This is a genomic window from Caulobacter segnis, assembly GCF_029543125.1.
GTDB classification, from domain to species: Bacteria; Pseudomonadota; Alphaproteobacteria; order Caulobacterales; family Caulobacteraceae; genus Caulobacter; species Caulobacter segnis_D.
Map to the genome: position 1 here is coordinate 31,165 of NZ_JARQWW010000007.1, position 23,443 is coordinate 54,607.

The 23,443-nt window shown below is 66.7% G+C and carries 15 protein-coding genes; 8 read left to right on the forward strand and 7 right to left on the reverse strand.

All coding sequences use genetic code 11. The annotated features are described in order from the left end of the window. Nucleotides 1-24 precede the first annotated feature (24 nt). Nucleotides 25-1,596 carry a leucyl aminopeptidase gene (locus P7B02_RS18300; protein ID WP_277787800.1) on the forward strand — a complete coding sequence of 524 codons (1,572 nt, stop codon included), beginning with the start codon at nt 25-27 and terminating at the stop codon, nt 1,594-1,596. Nucleotides 1,597-1,768: 172 nt separating this feature from the next. On the opposite strand, the gene P7B02_RS18305 is transcribed toward P7B02_RS18300, so the two are convergent. The 5 genes from P7B02_RS18305 to P7B02_RS18325 are packed head-to-tail and all read right to left on the reverse strand — an operon-like array spanning nt 1,769 to nt 8,151. After that, entirely contained in the window at nt 1,769-3,538 is a 1,770-nt protein-coding gene (locus P7B02_RS18305; RefSeq protein WP_277787801.1) for a DUF885 domain-containing protein, read from the reverse strand. A 35-nt stretch (nt 3,539-3,573) separates the two neighbouring features. After that, nucleotides 3,574-4,227: a GntR family transcriptional regulator gene (locus P7B02_RS18310; protein WP_277787802.1), complete on the reverse strand. Its 654-nt coding sequence runs from the start codon at nt 4,225-4,227 to the stop codon at nt 3,574-3,576. Further along, a complete protein-coding gene (locus P7B02_RS18315) occupies nt 4,224-5,639 on the reverse strand; it encodes an amino acid permease (protein ID WP_277787803.1) in 1,416 nt (471 codons plus the stop codon). The genes P7B02_RS18310 and P7B02_RS18315 overlap by 4 nt, the downstream gene beginning before the upstream one ends. Nucleotides 5,640-5,689: 50 nt before the next feature. After that, a complete protein-coding gene (locus P7B02_RS18320; protein ID WP_277787804.1) occupies nt 5,690-6,892 on the reverse strand; it encodes a M24 family metallopeptidase in 1,203 nt (400 codons plus the stop codon). Continuing rightward, a complete protein-coding gene (locus P7B02_RS18325) occupies nt 6,889-8,151 on the reverse strand; it encodes an NAD(P)/FAD-dependent oxidoreductase (protein WP_277787805.1) in 1,263 nt (420 codons plus the stop codon). The genes P7B02_RS18320 and P7B02_RS18325 overlap by 4 nt, the downstream gene beginning before the upstream one ends. Before the next feature lie 59 nt (nt 8,152-8,210). Between P7B02_RS18325 and P7B02_RS18330 the strand changes: the two genes are divergently transcribed. Both P7B02_RS18330 and P7B02_RS18335 read left to right on the forward strand, forming a co-directional pair. Further along, on the forward strand, nt 8,211-9,116 hold the full coding sequence (locus P7B02_RS18330; RefSeq protein ID WP_277787806.1) for a dihydrodipicolinate synthase family protein: 906 nt from the start codon (nt 8,211-8,213) through the stop codon (nt 9,114-9,116). A gap of 22 nt (nt 9,117-9,138) precedes the next feature. Beyond that, nucleotides 9,139-10,137 (forward strand): 4-hydroxyproline epimerase, encoded by a 999-nt coding sequence (locus P7B02_RS18335; protein WP_277787807.1) that lies wholly within the window; start codon nt 9,139-9,141, stop codon nt 10,135-10,137. A 3-nt stretch (nt 10,138-10,140) separates the two neighbouring features. On the opposite strand, the gene P7B02_RS18340 is transcribed toward P7B02_RS18335, so the two are convergent. After that, nucleotides 10,141-10,686 (reverse strand): helix-turn-helix domain-containing protein, encoded by a 546-nt coding sequence (locus P7B02_RS18340; RefSeq protein ID WP_277787808.1) that lies wholly within the window; start codon nt 10,684-10,686, stop codon nt 10,141-10,143. 210 nt (nt 10,687-10,896) lie between these two features. Here P7B02_RS18340 and P7B02_RS18345 point away from each other — a divergent pair, with 210 nt between their 5' ends. The 5 genes from P7B02_RS18345 (at nt 10,897) to P7B02_RS18365 (ending at nt 22,564) form a co-directional block, all read left to right on the forward strand. Next, entirely contained in the window at nt 10,897-11,538 is a 642-nt protein-coding gene (locus tag P7B02_RS18345) for a response regulator transcription factor (protein ID WP_277787809.1), read from the forward strand. A 405-nt stretch (nt 11,539-11,943) separates the two neighbouring features. Beyond that, nucleotides 11,944-17,871, forward strand: coding sequence for a beta strand repeat-containing protein (locus tag P7B02_RS18350; protein ID WP_277787810.1), 5,928 nt, complete (start codon nt 11,944-11,946; stop codon nt 17,869-17,871). 176 nt (nt 17,872-18,047) lie between these two features. Continuing rightward, nucleotides 18,048-20,081, forward strand: coding sequence for an N-acetylglucosamine transferase (locus P7B02_RS18355; RefSeq protein WP_277787811.1), 2,034 nt, complete (start codon nt 18,048-18,050; stop codon nt 20,079-20,081). After that, on the forward strand, nt 20,078-21,715 hold the full coding sequence (locus P7B02_RS18360) for a tetratricopeptide repeat protein (protein ID WP_277787812.1): 1,638 nt from the start codon (nt 20,078-20,080) through the stop codon (nt 21,713-21,715). The genes P7B02_RS18355 and P7B02_RS18360 overlap by 4 nt, the downstream gene beginning before the upstream one ends. 63 nt (nt 21,716-21,778) lie before the next feature. Beyond that, nucleotides 21,779-22,564: an SDR family oxidoreductase gene (locus tag P7B02_RS18365; protein WP_277787813.1), complete on the forward strand. Its 786-nt coding sequence runs from the start codon at nt 21,779-21,781 to the stop codon at nt 22,562-22,564. Between the two features lie 74 nt (nt 22,565-22,638). Here the strand turns inward: P7B02_RS18365 and P7B02_RS18370 are convergent, their stop codons facing one another. Continuing rightward, nucleotides 22,639-23,376, reverse strand: a complete 738-nt coding sequence (locus tag P7B02_RS18370) for a helix-turn-helix transcriptional regulator (protein ID WP_277787814.1) — start codon at nt 23,374-23,376, stop codon at nt 22,639-22,641. Nucleotides 23,377-23,443 lie beyond the last annotated feature (67 nt).

Below are 23,443 nucleotides of genomic sequence, written 5' to 3' on the forward strand. Positions count from 1 at the left end.
GCTGAACAACAAGGGGAGCTACCCATGAAACGCCTGACGGCGAGCCTTCTCGCCGCCGCGGCCTGCGCCGCCCTGTCCACCGCCGCCGAAGCGGCGCCGCGTCCCGTCGTCTTCGCGCCGCAAGCCGCCGCAACGGGCGCGCTGGTCCTGCCGCTGTCGTCCGCCGCTGATCTTGAGACGCGCGGCGCGGCCCTTGATCCCGCCTCCCGCGCCGCCGTCGCCAAGGCGCTGACGGCCGCCAAGTTCACCTACAAGCCCAAGGCCGTCCTGTCCCTGCGCGGCATCGGCGCTTATGACCAGATCGTGGTGCTGGGCACGGGGACCAAGCCGCTGACGCCGTCCAAGGCCGCCGACCTGGGCGGCGCGGCCGCCAAGCAGACCGGCAAGGAGCCGGGACCGGTGTCGATCATCGCCGACGGTTCGGGCGACGCCGCCCAGATCGCCCTGGGCGCGACCCTGGCCGGCTACAGCTTCGACACCTACAAGCAGCCGCCGTCCGACCCGGCCGACCGCAAGCCCGAGAAGCAGGCGGCCCTGACCATCGTCACCAGCCAGGGCGCCGCCGCCAAGGCTGCCTGGGATCGTGACGGCCTGGCCCTGGCCGACGCCGTGTCCTTCACCCGCGATCTGGTCACCGAGCCGGCCAACGCCGTCTATCCGGAAGAGTTCGTGGCCCGCACCCGCAAGGCCTTCGAAGGCGTGCCGGGGGTGACCATCGAGGTGCTCGACGTGCCGGCCATGGAGAAGGAAGGCATGGGCGCCATCCTCGGCGTCGGCGTGGGTTCCAAGCGTCCGCCGCGCATGCTGGCCGTCCACTACAAGGGCGCCGGCTCGCCCGCCGCTCCGGTCGCCCTGGCCGGCAAGGGCATCACCTTCGACAGCGGCGGCATCTCGCTGAAGCCGAACCCCGGCATGTGGAAGATGAAGGACGACATGGCCGGCGCCGCCGCCGTGACCGGCGCGGTCCTGTCCCTGGCCAAGTCGAAGGCCCCGGTAAACGTGGTGGCCATCGCCGCCCTGGCCGAGAACATGCCCGACGGCGCCGCCATCCGCCCCGGCGATGTGCTGAAGACCATGACCGGCAAGACCATCGAGATCTGGAGCACCGACGCCGAGGGCCGTCTGGTTCTGGCCGACGGCGTGGCCTGGGCCGAGAAGCGCTACAAGCCGGCGGCCATCGTCGACGTGGCGACCCTAACCGGCGCGGTGGTCGGGGCCCTGGCCTCGGACTACGCCGGCGTGTTCAGCCGCCACGACGCCCTGGCCGACCAGCTGGAAGCGGCGGGCAAGACCTCGGGCGAGGAACTGTGGCGTCTGCCCATGCACCCGTCCTACGCCGAGCGCGTGAAATCGGACATCGCCGACATCAAGAACACCGGCGAGCCCGGTCCGGGCGCGGGCCTGGGCGCCCAGATCATCGGCTTCTTTGTCAGCCCCGACATGCCGTGGGCGCACGTGGACATCGCCGGCACGGCCTGGGCCGACGGTGACCTGCCGACCACGCCCAAGGGCGCGACGGGCTATGGCGTCCGCCTGCTGGACCGCTTCGTGCGGGACTTCAAGCCGGTGCCGACCGCGCAGAGCGAAGCGCAGTAGGCCGAACGAAAATGGGCGGAGACCGAAGTCTCCGCCCATCCTTTCCCCGCAGTCCCCCTCACGCCAGAGCGTGATAGCCGAAAGTGGTAGCCGGTTTCGGCGGCTATCACGCTCCAACTATCAAGCTACGAGCCTGCTTATCCGGTTCGGGGGACCCGAACCGGGCAGGCTCTTAGGGACGGTCGATGTCGGCCTTCGTGTAGGGACTCGGGCCGCCTTCGGCGATGAAACGGTCGATCCGGGCGTTGAGCACCGGCAGGGTCACCGAGCCGAGCTGCAGCACGGTGTCGTGGAAGTTGCGGATATCGAACTTCGGCCCCAGGGCCTTCTCCGCGCGGGCGCGGGCGTTCACGATCTCCATCTCACCCAGATAGTAGGACAGGGCCTGACCCGGCCAAGCGATGTAGCGATCCACCTCGGTGGTGATCTCGTGCTGCGCCAGGGCGGTGTTGGAGGCCAGGTAGTCCTGGGCCTGCTTGCGGGTCCAGCCCTTGGCGTGGATGCCGGTGTCGACCACCAGGCGCGAGGCGCGCCACTGCTGGTAGCTCAACATGCCGAACAGCTCGTAGGGCGTCTCGTACATGCCCATCTCTTCGCCCAGCTTCTCGGTGTAGAGCGCCCAGCCCTCGCCGAAGGCGGAGATGTAGCTCTTGCGGCGGAAGTCGGGCTGCTGCTGCTCGGCGGCCAGCGGCATCTGGAAAGCGTGACCCGGCGCGGACTCGTGCAGGGTCAGGGCCGGCAAAGAGTACAGGCCCCGCGCCGGCAGGTTGTAGGTGTTCACCAGATAGACGCCCGGCCCGCCGCGGCCCGAGGTGTAGAACGGCGCGATGTCGGCCGGCACGGGGATGATGGCGAAGCGCTTGCGCGGCAGGTAGCCGAAGTACTGCTCGGCCTTGCCGTCGAACTTCTTCGAGATCCACGCCGCGCGCATCAGCAGCTCCTCCGGCGTCTTGGCGTAGAACTGCGGGTCGGTGCGCAGGAAGTCGAGGAACTGCTGCAGGTCGCCCTTGAAGCCCGTCTGGGCCATGACGTCCTTCATCCGCGCGTTGATGGCGGCGACTTCCTTCAGGCCGATCTCGTGGATCTGCTCGGCGGTCAGGTCGAGGGTCGTGAACTCCTTGATCTTGGCCTGGTAGTAGGCCTTGCCGTTCGGCAGGGTCTCGGCCGCCAGCTCGGTGCGCGCCTTGGGCGCGTATTCGGTCTGGTAGAAGGTCTTCAGCTTGCCATAGGCCGGCAGGACGCCGCCCTTGATCGCCGCCACGCCCTGGGCGCGCAGCTCGGCCTGAAGCTCAGACGAGAAGCCGGCGGGGAAGGTCTTGAACGGCGCGTAATAGGCGACGTCTTCCGTCGTCTTGGCGTCGGTCACCGAGATGATGGTGGAGTCACGGCCTTCCAGCGTCACCTTGGGCGGGGTGAAGCCGCGCTTCAGCCCCGCGCGCATGTTGGTGATCTGCTCGTCGAAATAGCGCGGGAAGTCGTTCAGCTGGGCGATGTAGTTGCGGTAGTCGCGCTCGGTCCGCAGCTGGCGGCGGGCGACGCCGGACAGGTTGCTCCAGAAGGCCGTGTCGGCGTTCAGCGGCTTCTCGTAGTCCTTGAAGCGCTGGTTGTTGATCAGCACCTCGATCTGGGCCTGATAGACCGCGTAGTTCACGGCGGCCTCGGGGGAGAGGTCGGCGGTCTTGATCGCCTTCAACTGGGCGTCGATGTTCTCCCAGTACTTCAGGCGCGCGGCCTGGGTGGCGGCGTCCACCTTGGCCAGGCGGGGAGAGACGGCGTCCTGGTTGTCTTCGTCCACCTCGCCGCGCAGCTCGGCCTGGCGCCAGGCCCACTCGCGCTTGTAGACGGCCTCGAACTGGGTGTCGGCGGCGGTCTGGGCGTGAACCGACGTTCCGCACATCAGGAGAGCGGCCGAAACGGCCGCCGCGCTCAGGATCTTCTTCATCGTCGTTCCCGGTTCAGGTGTTCTTGTGTGAGGGATCAGTCGGCGGTGCGGGCGAGCTGCACGCGCAGGTCCTCGCGGGCGCCGGCGATGTGGTCGTGGACCAGGCGTTCGACCGTGGCGCCGTCCGCCGCCAGCCAGGCTTCAAGCAGGGCGTGGTGCTCGTCGTGGGCGCGGCCGTGGCGCTCCTGCGGCTCCAGATGGATGCGCACATAGCGTTCGGCCAGGACATGCAGGCGTTCGATCAGCTGGGTGGTCACCATCAGGCCGCTGGGCCGGACCATGCTGATGTGGAACTCGCGGTTCAGGTCGACCGCCTCTGGGGCGCGAGGATCGATCTGGGAGTCCATGGCCACCAGGGCCATGCGGGCCGCCACGCGGTCGTCGTCCGTCGCCTTGCGCGAGGCGAGGGCCGCGGCCTCCGGCTCGATCTTCAGGCGAAGGGCGAAGACCTCCTCGGCCTCCGTCGCGCTGAGGGGCGCGACGAAGAAACCGCGGTTGGCGTGCGAGGTCAGAAGTCCGTCCTGCTCCAATCGGGCCATGGCCTCGCGCAGGGGGATCTTGCTGACCCCCAGCTCGGCGGCCAGGGCGTCCTGCCGGATCACCCCGCCGGGCGCTATCGTGCCCGACAGGATGCGTTCGCGGACAAGCCCGTAGACCTGATCAGAGAGGGTGCGGACGACGATGCTCATGCCGGCTTCTTTTCTCCGGCCAGCGCGCTGTGGCGGCGGCCATAGAAGAAGTAGATCAGCAGGCCGATCACGTTCCAAGCCAGGAAGCGCAGCATGGTCGACGGCGGCAGGCTGATGAACAGGTACAGGCAGCCGGCGATGGTCAGCGGGCCGACCACCCAGGGCAGCGGGCAACGGAAGACGCGCGGCAGATCCGGGTGGGTCTTGCGCATCACCATCATGCAGACGGCGGCGGCCACGAACGCGGCCAGGGTGCCGGCGTTGGACAGTTCGGCGATCTCATCCAGGCGGAAGAAGCCGGCCACCGCGGCCACGAAGCAGCCGGTGATGATGGTGATCGTGGTCGGGGTGCCGAACTTCGGATGCACCTTGGACAGGCCGCGCGGCAGCAGGCCGTCGCGCGACATGACGAAGAACACGCGGCTCTGGCCGAACATCATCACCAGGATGACGGTGGGCAGGGCGATGATGGCGGCGGCGGCGATCATGGTGCCGGCCACCGGATGGCCCAGGCTGCGCAGGACGAAGGCCAGGGGCTCGCCGCTCTTGGCGAATTCCTGGAAGGGCCAGGCGCCGACGGCGCAGGCGGCCACGGCCATGTAGATCACGGTGCAGAGGGCCATGGAGCCGATGATGCCGATGGTCAGGTCCCGGCCGGGGTTCTTGGCCTCCTCGGCCGAGGTCGACACGGCGTCGAAACCGAAGAAGGCGAAGAACACGATGGCGGCGGCGGCCATGACGCCCTTCATGGCGCCGTCAACCGAGTGCGCCCCGAAGCCGTAGGGCATGAACGGCTGGAAGTTCTCCGGCTTGATGTACCAGATGGTGAAGCCGACGAAGGCGGCCAGGGCCACCAGCTTCACGCCCACCAGCACCAGGTTCACCGTGGCGCTTTCCTTGGCGCCGACCACCAGCAGGGCGGTCACGGCCAGGGAGATCAGCACGGCCGGCAGGTTCACGATCCCGCCCGCGTGTGGTCCCGCCAGCAAGGCGTCGGGTATGGGGACATTCACGGCCTGGATCAGGCCTGAGACATAGGCCGACCACCCGGCGGCGACGGCGCTGCAGGCGACGGAATATTCGAGCACGAGACTCCAGCCGATCACCCAGGCGACGGCTTCGCCCAGGGCGACGTAGGAATAGGTGTAGGCGCTGCCGGCGGCGGGCAGGGCGGTGGCCAGCTCGGCATAGGCCAGGGCGGCGCAGGCGCAGATGGCGCCGGCGATGGCGAAGGCCAGGATCACGGCGGGACCCGCGCGATCGGCGCCGACGCCGGTCAGGGTGTAGATGCCGGTTCCGACGATGGCGCCGACGCCCATGGCGACCAGGTGCGGCCAGCTCAGCGTCGGGATCAGTTTGCGATCAGCCTCGTGTGAGAACAGCGAGTCTACGATCTTTCTGCGGCCTAGCATCTAGCCCCCTTACTTGTTGTTGTCCGACGCCTCCCCCAGAGGCGGCGGGATCAGCCGAACGGCGCCTCCAGGAAAGGCGAGGGTTCTGTGAACCAGGCCGCGCCGTCCTCGGTGACGTAGAAGTGGTCTTCCAACCGGATGCCGAAGGCCCCCGGAATGACGATCATGGGCTCGTTGCTGAAGCACATGCCCGGCGCCAGCGGGGTCTTGTCCCCGCGCACCAGATAGGCCGGCTCGTGAATCGAAAGCCCGATGCCGTGGCCCGTGCGATGCGGCAGGCCCGGCAGACGATAATCGGGGCCGAGGCCCGCGCTCTCCAGCACCCGCCGGGCGACCGCGTCGATCTCCTCGCAGGGAACGCCCGGACGCACGGCGTCGAAGGCGGCCTTCTGGGCGCGATGCTCCAGCTCCCACATGCGGGCCTGCTGCTCGGTGGGTTCGCCGAAGACGTAGGTGCGGGTGATGTCGGCGTTGTAGCCGTCGACCAGGCAGCCGGTGTCGATAAGGACGATGTCGCCCTCCGCCAGTTGCTGGTCGCCGGGAACGCCATGGGGATAGGAGGTCGCCTCGCCGAACTGCACGGCGCAGAAGCTGTAGCCGCCATCGGCGCCCATGGCGCGGTGGGCGCTGTCGATGAAGTGCTTCACCTCGCTGGCCCGGATGCCGGGAGCGAGGATGCGGGCCGTACGGCGATGGACTTCCAGCGTGATCGCCTTGGCCTCGCGCATCAGGTCCAGTTCAGCCGCCGACTTGATCATGCGGCAGCCGTCGATGACCGGCGAGGCGTCGACCAGGCTCATGGAGCCGGCCTGCTTGCGCAGCTCGTTGGCGGTCAGGAACGAGGCGAGGGGATCGAGGGCGGCGGTGTCGACGCCCATCTCGCCCAGGACTGCGGCGGTCATGGCGTAGGGATTTTCGTCTTCTTCCCAGCTGCGCACGGCTGCGGGGATCTTCATGCCGGCTTCCAGGGAGCCGATCTCGAAGGCGGGGCAGATCATCACCGGCTCGCCCTTGCGGGGCAGGACTAGGGCGACCAGACGTTCCGTCGCGCCCCAGGCCAGGCCGGTGAAATAGCGCAGGCTGTGGCCGGCGTTGACGATCACGGCGTCGATGCCGTGGTCGTTCATCAGGCGGCGGGCCTTGTCGAGGCGCTGCAGGTGGTCGTCGGCTCCGATCCGCCGCACCCGCTGGGCGGGCGCCGACAGTTGGGACAGTTCAATCTGTGCGGTGGAGCCCCCGACGCCCTTGGTCATGCGCGCTTGGCCTTTCTCGACTCGAAACGGTTCAGGTCGAATGGCTGTAGCGCGACCGGCGGCTCTCGACCATCGGCCAGAGCGGCGACGATCTCGGCGGTGATGGGGCCGAGCGTCAGGCCTAGATGCTGGTGCCCGAAGGCGTAGTAGAGGTTCTGCGCCGTGTCCGAGCGGCCGATGGCCGGCAGATAGTCGGGCAGGGTGGGGCGGCAGCCGATCCAGGCGCTGGGCTCGCCGCGCACCGGCAGGCCCAGGGCCTTCACGTGGGCGGCCAGGCGGGCCCATTTGCGGGGATCCGGCTTCTGTCCCGCCGTGCCGAACTCCACGAAACTGGCCGCCTGCAGCCCGCCGGCAAAGCGGGTGACGATCATCGAGCGGTCCTCGAAGACGATCGGCGAAAGGTCGGCCGGCCAGTCGTGATCGGTCCAGCGCAGGTGGTAGCCGCGCTCAGCGATCAGCGGGGCGCGATGGCCGAGGCCGCTCATCAGGCGCGCGGAGCCGACGCCTGCCGCCACCAGGACGATGTCGGCGGTCAGGTTCTGGCCGTTGGCCAGATGAGCGCTCGCCGCGCCGTTCTTGTTGGAGAGCGACTCAACGCGGCTGGCGATGATCTCGCCCCCGGCGGCGAGGAAGGCGGCCTCCAGGGAGTTGGCCAGATCGCCGAGGTCCGATACCTGGGCCGTGCCGGAAAAGCGGATGCCGTCGACGGGGCGGTTGCGCGTCAGGCCCCACAGGCTGTCGAGGGTGGCTTCCGGCAGGGGCTGGATGCGGGCCGTGCCGGTGTCGGCGGCTTCCCAGGCGGCGCGGCCCTTGCTGGCGGTCTGTGTGCTTTCCCAGACCAGCAGGTGGCCGGCTTCCGACAGCAGGTCGGTGCGGCCGATCTCCTTGGCCAGGCGGCGCCAGGCGGGCAGGGCGTGCAGAAGAAGAGAGCGCAGGGCGTCCGATCCGGACTGGAAGCTTTCCTTACGCGCGGCCGCCATGAAGCGGCTGGCCCAGGGGAGGAAGACGATCGGATCGCTGACGTCCAACGCGCCGCCGCGGCCGAACCAGCGGCGGGGGGCGGACATGATCGTGGGCCAGGAAGCCAGGGGGGCCACCTGCTCGACGGCGATATGGCCGGCGTTGCCCAGGGAGGCGGCCGAGCCGTCGCAGGGATCGACCAGGGTCGTCCTGAGGCCCAGCTGGCGCAGGCGGAAGGCGCTGGCCGCACCGACCACGCCCCCTCCGATCACCAGCGCTGATTTAGCCTTCCGAGGCACCTTGCCATCCGTCGCGTCTTCGATATCGTATACGGTAGACGATCTTGAAGGAGAAACAAGTGTCTTCCACCTGCGATTGGTCCGGCGTCATCCCGGCCGCCACCACCCAGTTCACCCCCGACTTCGCGGTCGACCTGGACGCCACTCAGCAGGTTCAGGACAGCCTGATCAATGACGGCGTCAACGGTCTGATCATCATCGGCACCGTGGGCGAGAACAACTCCCTGGAGCCGCAGGAAAAGCGCGACGTCGTGCGCGCCGCCGTGGAAACGTCCAAGGGCCGCGTTCCGGTGATCGCTGGCTGCGCAGAACTGACCACCAGCCGCGCCGTGGCCTTCGCCAAAGACATGGAAAAGATCGGCGCGACCGGCATCATGCTGCTGCCGGCCATGGTTTATGTGCCGACCGAAGAAGAGCTGCACGCCCACTTCCGTACGGTGGCCGAGGCGACCTCGCTGCCGATCATGCTCTACAACAACCCGCCGGCCTACCGGACCAGCGTCTCCATGAAGACCCTGGCCTCGCTGGCCAACGTGCCGAACGTGGTGGCCGTGAAGGAAAGCGCACCGGATCCGCGCCGCTTCACCGACCTCTATAATGAGTTCGGCGATCGCTACACCCTGTTCGCCGGCCTGGACGACGTGGCCATGGAAGGCCTGCTGCTGGGCGCCCAGGGCTGGGTTTCGGGCCTGACCAACGCCTTCCCGCAAGAATCGCTGGCGCTGGTCGCCGCGCTGAAGGCCGGCGATCTGGTCCGCGCCCGCGAGATCTACCGCTGGTTCATGCCGCTGCTGCATCTCGACGCCGAGCATGACCTGGTTCAGTCGATCAAGCTGGCCGAGCAGATCATGGGCCGTGGTTCGGAGCGCGTGCGCATGCCGCGCCTGCCGCTGTCGGGCGCGCGTCGCGAGCAAGTGACCAAGATGGTCGAGCGCGCGGCCGAGACTCGTCCCACCCTGGCCTAAGTCACCGCTTCAAGAGTTGGGAATGCGCCACACTTTCTTCTGCATCGACGGCCATACGGCCGGAAACCCGGTCCGCCTCGTGGCGGGCGGCGCGCCGCTTCTGCGCGGCGGATCCATGAGCGAGCGGCGGGCCGACTTCCAGGCCCGTTTCGACTGGATCCGCACCGGCCTGATGTTCGAGCCGCGCGGGCATGACATGATGTCCGGCGGCTTCCTCTACCCGCCGACCCGCGACGACACCGACGTGGGGGTGCTGTTCATCGAGACCAGCGGGTGTCTGCCCATGTGCGGGCACGGCACCATCGGCATGATGACCTTCGGCATCGAGAACGGCCTCATCCAGCCCCGTGAGCCGGGCAAGCTGAAGGTCGAGGTGCCGGCTGGCGTCATCGACATCGAATATGGCTGGAAAGGCCAGAAGGTCACCTGGGTCCGCATCCGCAACGTGGCCAGCTATCTGGCGGCGGAAGGGATCGAGATCGACGTGCCGGGCTTCGGTCCGCTGAGCGTCGATGTCTCCTACGGCGGCAACTACTACGCCATCATCGAGACCCAGGGCGCTTATACCGGCCTGGACGACCTGGGCGCGGCCAAGATTCTGGAGCTGTCGCCGATCGTCCGGAAGCTGGTGCGGGAGGTCTATGAGCCCGTTCACCCGCTGGACTCCACCATCCGCGGCGTCAGCCATGTGCTCTGGGCCGACAAGCCGAAAGGCGAGGGGGCGGACGGGCGCAACGCGGTGTTCTACGGCGAGCGGGCCATCGACCGCAGCCCTTGCGGCACTGGCACCTCCGCCCGTCTGGCCCATCTGGCGGCCAAGGGGCGGCTGAAGGTCGGGGACCGTTTCGTCCACGAAAGCTATATCGGCAGCCGCTTCATCGGTCGGGTCGAGGCGGCGGCGGATTTGGGCGGCAAGCCGGCGATCATCCCCTCCATCGAGGGTTCGGCGATCTCCACCGGCTTCAATCAGATCTGGATCGACCAGGCCGACACGTTCTGGAGGGGCTTCGTCGTCACCTGACGTCTAGGCGGCTTGGGCCAGCTCGGTTTCAACCCAGTTGGTCCGGCGCCAGGCGTTCGGCGTAGAGCCGACCTGCTTGCGGAACAGGTTGGAGAAGTGCGCCTGATCCGCGAAACCGCAGGCGATGGCGATCTGGCTCAGCGGCTCGCGGGTGCTCAGCATCAGGCGCTTGGCCCGCTCCACCCGGCGATGCATCACATAGGCGTGGGGCGTTTCGCCGAAGCTGTCCTTGAAGGCGCGGCCGAAGTGGCCGGCGCTCAGGCGCACCAGGGCCGCCATGCTGTCGATGGTGATGCCGCCGTCCAGGTTCTCTTCAATGAAAGCCTCGACCTTCTTGGCTTGCCAGGGAGCCAGGCCGCCGCTGATGGCCGCGCGGCCTTCGACGCTCGTTTCACCGTTCAGCAGGGCCGCGACGCGCGCCACATAGCTGCGGGCGGCGTCCAGATCGGATTCCAGAGTCTTCTGCGCGTTGGCGAGCAGTTCGGCGATCACCGGCGCGCCGGCGGCCGAATAGGAAGCGAAGGTGGAGGCGGAAGCTTGGTAGGTCATCTCGTCATCTCCTGCGGCTGGGCCGGTGTGTTTCGATGACTTGAGATTGCGGTTTGACAGGATGTCGCACCATTCAACCTAGGTGGGTGCGGAATACGGCATTGGTCTAACCAACCTATACTTCGGTTTAGGGCCGTGGCTGAACGCGGTTAGCTGGCCCCTTTTCCGCCAAGGGGTTTCGCGGCAGATTGGCCAGAGGAGTCGGGTTTCATGAATCTGAGCGCATCGGCCACGGATCAGTCACGGGTGTTCGTCGTTGACGACGACGCCTCGATCCGCGCGTCCCTGGACAGCCTGCTGCGCTCTGTCGGCCACAAGGTGGAGACCTATGGCTCGGCGCTGGAGTTTCTGCAGCACCAGCGCCAGGACGACGCCGCCTGTCTGGTGCTGGACGTCCGCCTTCCCGGGATCAGCGGACTGGACTTCCAGGCTCAACTCCAGGCCCTGAACATCGACCTGCCTATCATCTTCATGACCGGCCACGGGGACATCCCCATGACGGTGCGGGCCATGAAGGCGGGGGCGGTGGACTTCCTGTCCAAGCCGTTCCGCGATCAGGACATGCTGGACGCCGTGGCCGCCGCCATCGAACGGGACCGCAAGCGCCGGCGTGAGGCCGACGCCGTGGCCGACCTGCGTGGCCTGCATGCCGCCCTGACGCCCCGGGAGCGCGAGGTGATGGTCCACGTCACCGCCGGGCTCATGAACAAGCAGATCGCTCATCTGATGGGGCTGAGCGAGATCACAGTGAAAATTCACCGCGGCAACATGATGCGGAAGATGGAGGCCGGTTCCGTGGCCGACCTGGTGCGCATGGCCGAAGCTCTCGGAGTCGAAGGCCCGCAAGCCTAGGTTCTGAAGAGTACGGTAAATTCGCTGATATCTATGATGTCGTTTGATATAGATCAAACGAATCTAGGTGCGCTCGAAATTGGATAATTTCAATTTTACTCTATTCGCACCTCACGTCATGCAGGTGATGCGAATATTGAAGGCTTCATGACGGCTGTTATTGGGCGGCGGTGGCGGATGGCTCTGACCGCGCACGAAAGATCAGGGATTCAGCTGTCGCCTTCTTTTGGAATGCCGCGCGATTTCTCTCAAATTCATCGCTGAGAAGGAACTTCGTAACAAATTGGAAAGGGTGGTGTGGGTAGTGGGCACTGGGGGATAGCGCTCTTAGGTGGAGTGCAGCCTCCGAATCTGTTGTTTTGGGCCACAGAACGTCGCTCGGGCTACTGACTAGGAAACGGTCAAATGTCGATCATCTCGACCTACACTCCCGCCGCCATGGCCGCCCTCACGGCGACCGACATCCGGGGGTTGTCGACCACCCAGATGAAGGAGCTGTCGAAAACGCAGCTCGGAGCGATCAACGTCACCGCCATCGAGGCGATGGCCGACACGCAGATCGCAGCGCTCACCGGAACGCAGATTCAGGGGCTCACCGCAGCCCAGATCCCGCTGCTGGCCAGCACCATCACCTTCTCGAGCGACCAGCTCTCGGCCTTCAGCACGACCCAGATGGGCGCGCTGACCACGACCCAGGCCGGGGCGATGGACGTCACGGACCTCGACGGCCTGAACGCCGCGCAGATCGGCGCGCTCTCGGCCACCAACTTCTCGGCGCTCGACGCCACGGAGATCTCCAGCCTCACGACCACGCAGGTCAAGGGGCTCTCGACGTCTCAGCTGCAGGCTCTGTCGACCACGGACATGGGCGAGTTCAGCGCCGATCAGCTCGGCGTGTTGAATGCGACGCAGCTTAAGGCGGTTTCCGGCACGAATCTGTCGGCGCTCAGCGCCACGCAGGTCAGCGGGCTGCAAACCTCGCAGCTCAAGGCGCTGTCCAACAGCCAGATGAGCGCCCTGTCCAGCACCGACGTGGGCGAGTTCAGCGGCGCTCAGGTGGCGGCGCTGACTAACGCTCAGCTCAATGCCTTGTCGTCCACGGCCATGGCTGGCTTGAATCAGACGCAGATTCAGTCGCTGACCGCCGCCCAGGTCGGCGGCCTGTCGAACACCAACCTGTCGGCGCTCACCAGCACCCAGGTCGGTTTCCTTGACGGCACTCAGATCAAAGGCATCACGGTCGGTCAGCTGAAGGCGCTGAGCGCCACGGACTTCGGCGAGTTCTCGACGACCCAGGTCTCCAGCTTCACCGCCGCCCAGATCGGCACGCTGTCGTCGACCGCGTTTTCTGGTCTGAGCTCGACGGTTGTCGGGGCGCTGAGCGAAACCCAGCTGAAGGGCGTCACCGCCACGCAGCTCAAGGGCCTGTCGACCACCGACATGGGCGAGTTCAGCACGACGCAGCTCGCGTCGATGAGCGCCGCCCAGCTGGGCGCCTTCAGCGCCACCAACCTTTCTGCGCTGTCCTCGACCCAGATCGGCTCCCTGACCGCGACGCAGCTCAAGGGCGTCACCGCTTCGCAGATGAAGGGGTTGTCGGCCACTGACGTGGGTGAGTTCAGCACCACTCAGATCGGCCTGATGACGGCGGGGCAGCTGAACGGTCTGACCGCCGAGGCGTTCGCCTCGCTGAGCAGCACGCAAGTCAGCGCGATCTCGGCGACGGCGCTGAAGACGATCAGCGCGACGCAGATGAAGGGGCTGTCGAGCACCGACGTCGGTGAGTTCACCAGCACTCAGATCGGCTCCCTGAGCGCGGCGCAGCTGAACGCCTTCACTACCGGCGCGGTTTCGGGCCTGTCCCAGACCCAGATTCAAGGGCTGAAGGCCAGCCAGCTCGGCGGCCTGTCCGCCGCCAATCTGTCAGCGCTGAGCAGCACCCAGGTCGGGTTCCTGGACGCGACGCAGGTCAAGGGCCTTACGGTGGCTCAGATCAAGGGTCTGAACACCACGGATGCAGCCGAACTGTCGGTGACCCAGGTCGCCTCCATGGGGGCCTCTCAGCTGGGCGCGCTCTCGGTGACGGCTTTCAGCGCGCTGGGCGCGACCGTTTTCGATACGCTCACCTCCACCCAGTTCGCCGGCGTCACCGCCGCGCAGATCAAGGCGCTGTCGACCACCGACATCAGCGAGCTTCACCACACTCAAATCAACGCCATGAGCGCGGCGCAGATCGGCGCGCTGTCCACGGACGCCATGGATAAGCTGCTCGAGCTTCACAACGTGGAGGGGTGGTCGGCCACTCAGCTGAAAGGCTTGGTGGCCACTCAGATGAAGGGGCTGAGCCAGACCGGCATCTCCAAGTTCAACAGCACGCAGATCGGCTCTCTGAGCGGCCTGCAGCTCAATGCTTTGAACTCCACCGCCTTCTCCAGCCTCAGCAGCACGCAAGTCGGCGCGATTTCAGCGACGGCGCTGAAGACGATCAGCGCCACGCAGCTGAAGGGCCTCTCGAGCACCGATGTCGGTGAGTTCACCAGCACCCAGATCGGTTCGCTGACGTCCGCGCAACTGAGCGCCTTCACCACCGGCGCGGTGTCGGGCCTGTCGCAGACCCAGATCCAGTCGCTGACGGCAAGCCAGCTGAAAGGTTTGTCCAACGCCAACCTGTCGGCGCTGAGCAGCACCCAGGTCGGCTATCTGAGCACCACGCAATTCCAGGGCCTGACCGCGGGCCAGGTTAAGAGCCTGAACAGCACGGACCTGGGCGAGTTCACAACCACCCAGCTCTCCAGCATGTCGGCGGGCCAGCTTGGCGCCCTGTCTGCAACCGCCTTCTCGGGCCTGAGCTCGACGGTCGTCGGCGCCCTGAACGAGACCCAGCTGAAAGGCGTCACCACCGCGCAGCTGCAGGCGCTGTCGACCACCGACATGGGTGAGTTCACCACCACCCAGCTGGGGTCGCTGACCAAGGCGCAACTGGCCGGCCTCACCGCCACCAACCTGTCGGCGCTGTCCTCTACCCAGTTCGGCTCGCTCTCGGCTGATCAGGTCAAGAACCTGACCGCCGTCCAAATGAAGGGGCTGTCGACCACCGACGTGGGCGAATTCAGCACCACCCAGATCGGCGCGATGTCGGCGGCTCAGCTGAATGGCCTGAGCAGCGAAGCCTTTGCGGCGCTGACGAGCACGCAAGTCGGCGCGATCTCATCGACTGCGCTGAAGGCGATCAGCGCCACGCAGCTGAAGGGCCTGTCGAGCACCGATGTTGGTGAGTTCACCAGCACCCAGATCGGTTCGATGACCGCGTCGCAACTGAGCGCCTTCACGACCGGCGCGGTTTCGGGGCTGTCGCAGACCCAGATTGAATCCCTGACCGCCAGCCAGCTCGGCGGCCTGTCAAACGCCAATCTATCGGCGCTGAGCAGCACTCAGATTGGTCATCTGAGCACGACCCAGTTCAAGGGCCTGACCGCGGGCCAGGTTAAGAGCCTGAACAGCACGGACCTGGGCGAGTTCACAACCACCCAGCTCTCCAGCATGTCGGCGGGCCAGCTTGGCGCCCTGTCTGCAACCGCCTTCTCGGGCCTGAGCTCGACGGTTGTCGGTTCGCTGGATGAGACCCAGCTGAAGGGCATCACCAACGCGCAGCTGCAGGCGCTGTCGACCACCGACGTCGGCGAGTTCACCAGCACCCAGATCCAGGCGCTGAGCACTGCGCAGCTGGGCGCGCTTTCCTCCACCAACCTGTCGGCGCTGTCCTCGACCCAGTTCGGCGCGCTGAGCGCAGCCCAGATGAAGGGCGTCACCGCCTCGCAGCTGAAGGGCTTGAGCACCACCGACATGGCGGCGTTCACCACGACGCAGATCAGCGCGCTGAGCACCTCTCAGTTGGCCGGGATCTCGCCGGAGAACCTGTCCGCTCTCGACGCCACTCAGTTCGGGGCGTTGACGACCGCGCAGGTCAAGACGCTTTCGACCACTCAGCTGAAGGGCCTGAACGCCACCGACATCGGTGAGTTCACCTCGACCCAGATCGGATCGCTGACCGCGCCGCAGCTCGGAGCGCTCTCCAGCCTCGAAAACCTGGACGCAACCGACCTCGACGGCCTGACCTCGGCTCACTTGGCCGCATTGTCCAGCACGGCCCTGGCCGGTCTGAGCAGCACGCAGGTGCGTTCGCTGGAAACGACGCAGCTGGCCGGGCTGACCGCGGGTCAACTGACCCAGCTCAGCGGGACGGACTTCGACGACTTCTCGACCACGCAAGTCTCCGCCTTCAGCGGGGCGCAACTGGGCGCGCTGTCGGCTGACAACTTCGCCAAGCTGACCTCCACGCAGCTGGGTTCGCTCAGCGCTGACCAGGTCAAGGGCCTGACCGCAACGCAAATCAGCAGCCTGGACGCCGCTGATCTGGGCGCGCTGCAATCGACCCAACTCGGCGCTCTGAGCACCACCCAGCTGGTTGCGATGGGCACGGGCTTCTCGACGCTGAACAGCACTCAGGTCGGCGCCCTGTCGGCGGCGCAGGTCAAGGCACTGACCACCACGCAGGTCGCCAACTTCTCCACCACCGACATCAGTGAGTTGAGCTCGACCCATATCGGCGCTCTGACGACCGTTCAGCTCGGCGTCGTGTCGTCGACCAACCTGTCGGCGCTCAACGCCACCCAGTTCAGCGGCCTGACGCCCGGCCAACTGAAGGGGCTCACGACCACTCAGCTCAGCGGTCTCGACGCCACCGACATCGGCGAATTCACCGCCACGCAGCTTAGCGCCCTGTCCGCTGCGCAACTCGGTGCGCTCTCTTCGGTGAGCTCGCTGGATGCGACTGACCTGGATGGCCTGACGGGTTCGCAACTGGCCGGTCTGTCGACCACCAACCTGACGGCGCTGACCAGCACGCAGATCCAGTCCCTGGATGGCGCGCAGCTGCGCGGCCTCACGGCCAACCAGCTGAAATCGCTGAGCACCACCGACATGGCGGAGTTCACGGCGACGCAAATCGCCGAGTTCACCGGCACGCAGCTTGGCGCCCTGAGCACCGAGGCCTTCTCGGCGATCGGTTCGACGGCGATCCGCATGCTGGACGCCACGCAGATGAAGGGGGTCACGACCACGCAATTCGCCAATCTGTCGACCACCGACATCGGCGAATTCGGCGCGACCCAGCTGTCGGCCCTGACGGCCGGCCAGGTCGCGGCCCTCAGCACCACCAACGTCTCGGCCCTGACCTCGACCCAGGTCAGCGCGCTTGGAACCGCACAGGTCCAGGGGCTGAGCCAGACCCAGATCGGCGCGCTTTCGACCACCGACATGGGCAAATTCAGCGCCACGCAGATCGCGTCGCTGACCTCCGGCCAGTTTGGCGCGCTGAGCGCTGAGAACGTGGGCGCTCTGTCGACCACGCATCTGGATGCTCTCTCGGCGGCCCAGATTGGCGGTCTGTCGACCACCAGCTTCTCGGCTCTGAGCAGCACTCAGGTCCGCTCGCTGGATGAAACCCAGATCGCTGGTCTGAGCGCCTCGCAACTGGGCGACAGCCTGAGCACGACGGACTTCGCGGACTTCACCGCCACCCAGATCCGCCAGCTTTCGGCGGCTCAGATCGGCCAGCTGTCGACCACCAACCTGAAGGGCATGGACTCCACGCTCTTCGGCAGCCTGTCGACCACCCAGGTCCAGGGCCTGACGACCAGCCAGCTTTCGAGCCTGAGCACCACCGACATGGGCGAGTTCTCGACGGCGCAGCTGTCGGCGCTCACGACCAGCCAGCTGAAGGGCCTGACGGCCGCCAATCTCTCGGCTCTTGACCGGACGCAGTTCCAGTCGCTGAGCTCGACCCAGGTCGGTTCGCTCAGCACGCTGCAGATCACGGGCTTGAGCTCCACGGATGTGGGCGACCTGTCCACGACCCAGCTCGGCGCTCTGTCTGCGGCGCAAATTGGCAATCTGAACGCCGAGGGTGTCTCCGGTCTGAACTCCACCCAGATCGGCGCCCTGACCTCGACCCAGACGGCTGGTCTCAAGCAGTCGCAACTGGCGGCGCTGAGCGTCACGGACTTCCGTGAGTTCGACGCCACCCAGGTCGCTTCGCTCACCAACAGCGCCCTGAGCGGTCTGTCCTCGACGGCGGTGGGCGCCTTCAGCACCACCGACATCGACAAGCTGACGGCGACCCAGATCCCGGGTCTCACCCAGGCTCAGATCGAGGCGCTGACCACCACCAACATCGCCTCGATGTCTGCGGAGCAGGTGAACGCCTTCAACGTGACGCAGGTGAACACCTGGATGACCGCGGAGCAGCGCTCGGCGGCTCTGAGCGCCGGCTGATAGACTAAGAGACTGCAATGGGAATGAGGGGCCGGGCGCGAAAGCGTCCGGCCCTTTCTCCATCAAGTTGCGCTTGATCGAATCGAGCAACCAGCTTGCACTCGCGCTGAGATTCTCCGCGCGCGCGATGCGGGCGGGGACTTGTTGCGGATCCCCGGGGCGTCCTCGAAAGCGTTATGTCCGAGAAGATTTTTGTCGCGGCGGTGCAAGCGGTCACCAGCCGAGCCATGTCCATAGCCGAAGTCATCGGGCACGCGGGCGCGCTGACCAGCGCCGGCTCGGTGCCCATGGCGGAGCAACTGTACCGGATCTGGATCGCCTTCAATCCTGACGATCCGCACGCCTACGTAGCCTATTTCAACAACTCGGTCCTGCAGCAGCAGATCGGGGATGTGCCTGGCGCCGCGGTGTCTCTGCGCAAGTCGATCGAGATCAATCCTGATTTCCTGCCCGGCTACATCAACCTCGGCAGCGTCCTGGAGCGGCAGGGGGCGGTGAATGAAGCCGTGACCTTCTGGCAGGCCGCCATTGACCGGCCCGTGCAGCTGAACGGCCAGACCCTCGACTACAAGATCAACGCCCTCAAGCAGCTCGGCAGAGCCATCGGCGAGCACGGCCTCGACATGGACGGCGAGGCGGTGCTTCGTCAGGCGCTCGACCTCAACCCCGATCTGCATGACGTCCAGGAGCAATACACCGCGCGCCGCCTCAGCGGCTGCAAATGGCCGGTCGTCACGCCTTGGGAGAAGTTTGATCGCCAGAAGCTGGTCGGCGGCATCCACCCGCTGTCCCTGGCGGCCTATACGGATGACCCTCTTCTGCAACTGGCGTCGGCGGTGCAGTACTCGATCCGGGCCACGGACGAGACGTTCGATCTGGCGCGTTTCGACCGTCGTGACGCACCGATCGACCTGACCGACCGCCGCATCCGGGTCGGCTATGTCTCCTCCGACCTGCGGGACCACGCCATCGGCTATCTGATGTCGGAGATGTTCGAGCTGCACGACCGCAGCAAGGTCGAGGTCTTCGCCTATTATTGCGGCCCGGCCGAAAGCCCGATCAGCCCGCGCATCCACGCGGCGGTCGAGCATTGGGTCGACATCCGGGGCATGACCGACGACGAGGCCGCCTTGCGCATCGGCGCCGACGGCATCGACATCCTGGTGGATGTGAACGGACACACGCGCGACAGCCGAACCGGCATCTTCGCCCGCCGTGCCGCGCCGATCCAGGTGAACTGGCTGGGTTTCCCCAGCACCATGGGCTCGCCCTACCACCAGTACATCATCGCCGACGAGTGGATCATCCCGCCGGAATTCGAGATCTACTACTCGGAGAAGGTGCTCCGCCTGCCTTGCTACCAAGCCAACGACCGCAAGCGCGTGGTCGCGCCGGAGCCGCCGAGCCGCCGCGACGCCGGTCTGCCGGATGACGGCTTCGTCTTCTGCTGCTTCAACGGCTCCCAGAAGATCACCGCCTTCACCTTCGCCCGTTGGATGGAGATCCTGAAACAGGTTCCGGGCTCCGTGCTCTGGCTGCTGGACCATCACGAGACCACCAACGCGCGGCTGCGTCAGCACGCGGCGGACGCCGGCATAGAGCCTGAGCGCCTCGTCTTCGCGCCAAAGCAGTACAACCCTTTCCACCTGGCGCGTTACGTGCTGGCGGACCTGTTCCTCGACACAGTACCGTATGGCGCGCACACCACGGCGTCCGACGCGCTTTGGATGGGCGTGCCGGTCCTGACCCTGGCGGGCCGCAGCTTCGCCTCGCGCGTCTGCGGCAGTCTGGTCCGTGCGGCCGGTGTGGAGGAGCTCATCTGCACCACGCCGCAGCAGTACGTGGACCGTGCGATCGAGCTGGCCAATGATCCGGCGCAACTGGCGGGGTATCGTGAGCGGCTGAAGGCCAATCGCGACACCTGCATGCTGTTCGACATGGATCGGCTGGTCCTGAGCCTCGAAGACCTCTACGCGCAGATGTGCGCGGACCATCAGGCGGGGCAGGTCTTCAAGCCTGACCTGACCAACCTTGAACAGTATCTGGCCGTGGGGCTCGGTTTCGATCATGAAGCGACCGAGATGCTGACTGTGGAGGACTACAACGGCCTCTACCGCTCCAAACTCGCCGAGAGACATCGCCTGCGTCCGCTCCATGCCGACAGCCGGCTCTGGACCGCCGAAGATGTCGAAGCGGCGGATCGCCGATGAACGCGGCCGCGCCGGCCGGATCCATCCTGGACCTGCAGCCGGTGCTGACCCTCGCGGCGCGGTTGCGGGATGAGCATCGATGGAGCGATGCGACGACCCTGTTCGAGCATGCCGTCGCTCTGCGGCCGGACAGCGAAGCGGCGCTCAAGGGTCTGGCCCAGACCTACAACGCGTCAGGCCGTTCGATAGAGGCCTTGACGACGCTGGCCCGGCTGCGCGCGGCGCACCCGACGGCTGAAAATCTCAGCGAGATCATCGCCCGCTACGCCAAACCCGCCATCGACCGTTTCAACGTCCACATGAATGCGGGCGAGGTTGAGCAGGCTGAACCCTTCATCGCCGCCCTGGCCCTGGTCGTCCCGGCCAATGTCGAGATGATCAAGGCGGCCATGAACTGCAACCAGACCCTCAACCGTCTGGACCTGGTGGAGCGCTACGCCCGGCACCTGCTTATCCTCGATCCGGAGTGCATTCCGGCTCACGAGGCGATGGCCGAGGTCTGCAGGGGCAGGGGGGATGCCGCGGGGGATCTGGAGCATCGCCGGCGCTTCGCCCTGCTGGAACGGCCGCATCTCCATCCCCTGGTGCGTCTGAAGGACGTTCACGACGTCGCCAGCAGCATTCTGTGCGGGGTTCTCGATCCCGAGCGCGAGGCGGAGCTGGAGCGGATGCTGGTCGCCTCGGACCTGCATCAGGTCGACGATCCGGAAGACACCGACTGGCCGGGCTGGGCGCGGCACTACCGGCTCATGCTCAAGTCGGTCGATCTCGACGCCGTGCGCGCGCCCACGCCTGATGCGGGGCCTGAGCCGTCGACCGAACTCGCCGACAGCGCCGGCAAGTCGCTGGACTGGAAGAAGGTCGCCGCGCGGGCCGAACGCCTCGGCGCGCAGGCGGTGTTCCTGGTCGCAGCCGACGAAGCCTATGTGGATCAGTACGCCCGGCTGTACGCCCGCTCGGTCATCAAACACTGCGACGTGCCGTTCCTGGTGGTGGTGCATGTGATCGGCGGGGCGGGACGGTTGGAGCCGGTCGCCCGAAAAGTTGGGATCGACGACGAGCGTCTGATCTTCGCCGGCGACGCCTTCGACGAGACGACGGTCCGCACCAAGGTCTATGACGCCCCGCCCAAGGGCTTGGCCAAGCGTCCCATCGGCCACTTCCAGTCGATCCGCTTCCTGCAGGCGGGCGCCTGGCTGCGGCGTCTGCAGCGTCCGCTGTTCATCTCCGACATCGATCTGCTGCTGCAGCGCGGCGTCTCGGATTTGCTGGAGGATAATCGCGGCGCGGATCTGATGTTCAACGAGAACGAGAACAGCGCGAACGCCGGCGCACGCATCACCGCCAATCTCGTCCTGGCCTATCCGACCCCGACGACCGACGCCTTCTTCCGCTTTGTGAGCGATTATCTGGCTCGCGTCCTGGAGCGCGAGGAGCTGACCCGTTGGGTCGATCAGGTGGCGCTGATGCTGGGCCGCCACCACCTGCGCGCCCGCCATCCGCAGGCGCAGCTGCGCTACTTCGACGTCACCTCGGACATCAACAACGTCATGTACCGGACGTGGCAGGAGAACCCGTTCCGGTTCCTGTCGCTGTACCACGGCTTCGACATGTCGAGCCTGCAGCTCGACTGAACCTCGCATTGCCATGACGTGAGGTCAGCCCTCACTATGCCGCCAAAAGCGTGAGGGAAGCCCATGAACGACGCCTTCAAGCCCGGCCTGCTGGCCGGCAAGACCGCCTTCGTCGCCGGCGGGACCAGCGGCATCAACCTCGCCGTGGCCGAGCGGTTCGCGGAGCAGGGCGCCAAGGTCGCCGTGATCAGCCGCAGCCAGGACAAGGTCGACGCCGCCGTGGCGGGCCTGAAGGCCAAGGGGCATGAGGCCGTGGGCTTCGCCGCCGACGTGCGCGACTATGCGGCGGTCGAGGCGGCGCTGAAGGGCACGCACGACGCGTTCGGCGAGATCGACATCATCCTGTCCGGCGCCGCCGGCAACTTCGTCGCCCCGGCGCTGGGCATGTCGTCCAACGGCTTCAAGACCGTGGTGGACATCGACCTGATCGGCACCTTCAACGTCCTGCGCGCGTCCTTCGAATTCCTGCGCAAGCCGGGGGCGTCCCTGATCAGCATCACTGCGCCCCAGGCCGTGAAGCCCAGCGTCATGCAGGCCCACGTCTGCGCGGCGAAGGCCGGCATCAACATGCTGACCAAGGTGCTGGCCATGGAGTGGGGCGCCATGGGCGTGCGGGTGAACGCCATCTCGCCCGGCCCGATCGCCGACACCGAGGGCATGGCGCGCCTGGCGCCGACGCCGGAAGCTGAGGCGCGCATCAAGGACAACATCGCCCTGCGCCGCTATGGCGAGAAGCGCGAGATCGCCGACGTGGCCCTGTTCCTCAGCACCGACAACGCCGCCTACATCACCGGCACGATCATCGACTGCGACGGCGGCTCGGTCCTGGGCGGAACCGGTTTCGGCTAAAGCGCGTCAGGCGAAAGTGTGAGCGGTTTCGCCGCGTGACGCGCTTCACTTTTAGAAGACTAGAGCCGTAGGCTCTAGCCCGCTGCGGCGGCGCCGATGTAGCCGAGGTTGGCCGCGCGCAGCACCGCCTGCGACCGGCCGCCAACGCCCAGCTTTCCCGCTGCATTGGTGATGTGGAAGCGCACCGTGGGAGTGGAGATGCGGACGATGGTCCCGATCTCCATGTCCGTCTTCCCGGCCGCCGCCCATTTCAGGCACTGGATCTCGCGGCGGGTCAGGCGGGCCGGCTCCGGCCGGATGCTGCGGCGGACGTCCTGATAGGCCCCGGTCAGCTTCAACGCCGTGGCGTGGAAAAGCCCGGCCTTTGCGTCGAACACCGCCTTCACATCCACGTCCGCATCGGGCGACGCCCAGACGATGGCCCCGATAACCCCACGCGGGTGATAGGCGGGGGCGATGATCGCCGCGCCGACGCCGAAGGTGTCCGGCGTCTCCACCCGCCCGAAGGTCTCGATCCAGGGGGCGGGGCGCCAGGAGCCGAACCGCCGGTCGTGATAGTAGAACGGCTCCGCGCTGAATCGCGCCGCGTGGACGAAGGGCGAGCGTAGGGCGAATCCTCGGTCGCGCCAGTACTCCAGCGCCGGGTCCACCCATTGGAAGATCGTCTCGGCCAGGGGGCGGCCATCCAGGCCGACCATGGGCTCCGGGCTGCCGATGTCCGCGCTGGCGGCGATGAACGGCAGGCCCGTCTCGACGCCTAGCCGGGCGGCGTCACGCGCCAGCTCTTCAACAAGTTCGAGACCTGCCCCCACGTCGCCCGTTCCCGCCCTATCATTTTCGACAGCTTGTTCCGCCTGAACCCCTTCCGCAAGCTCCGGT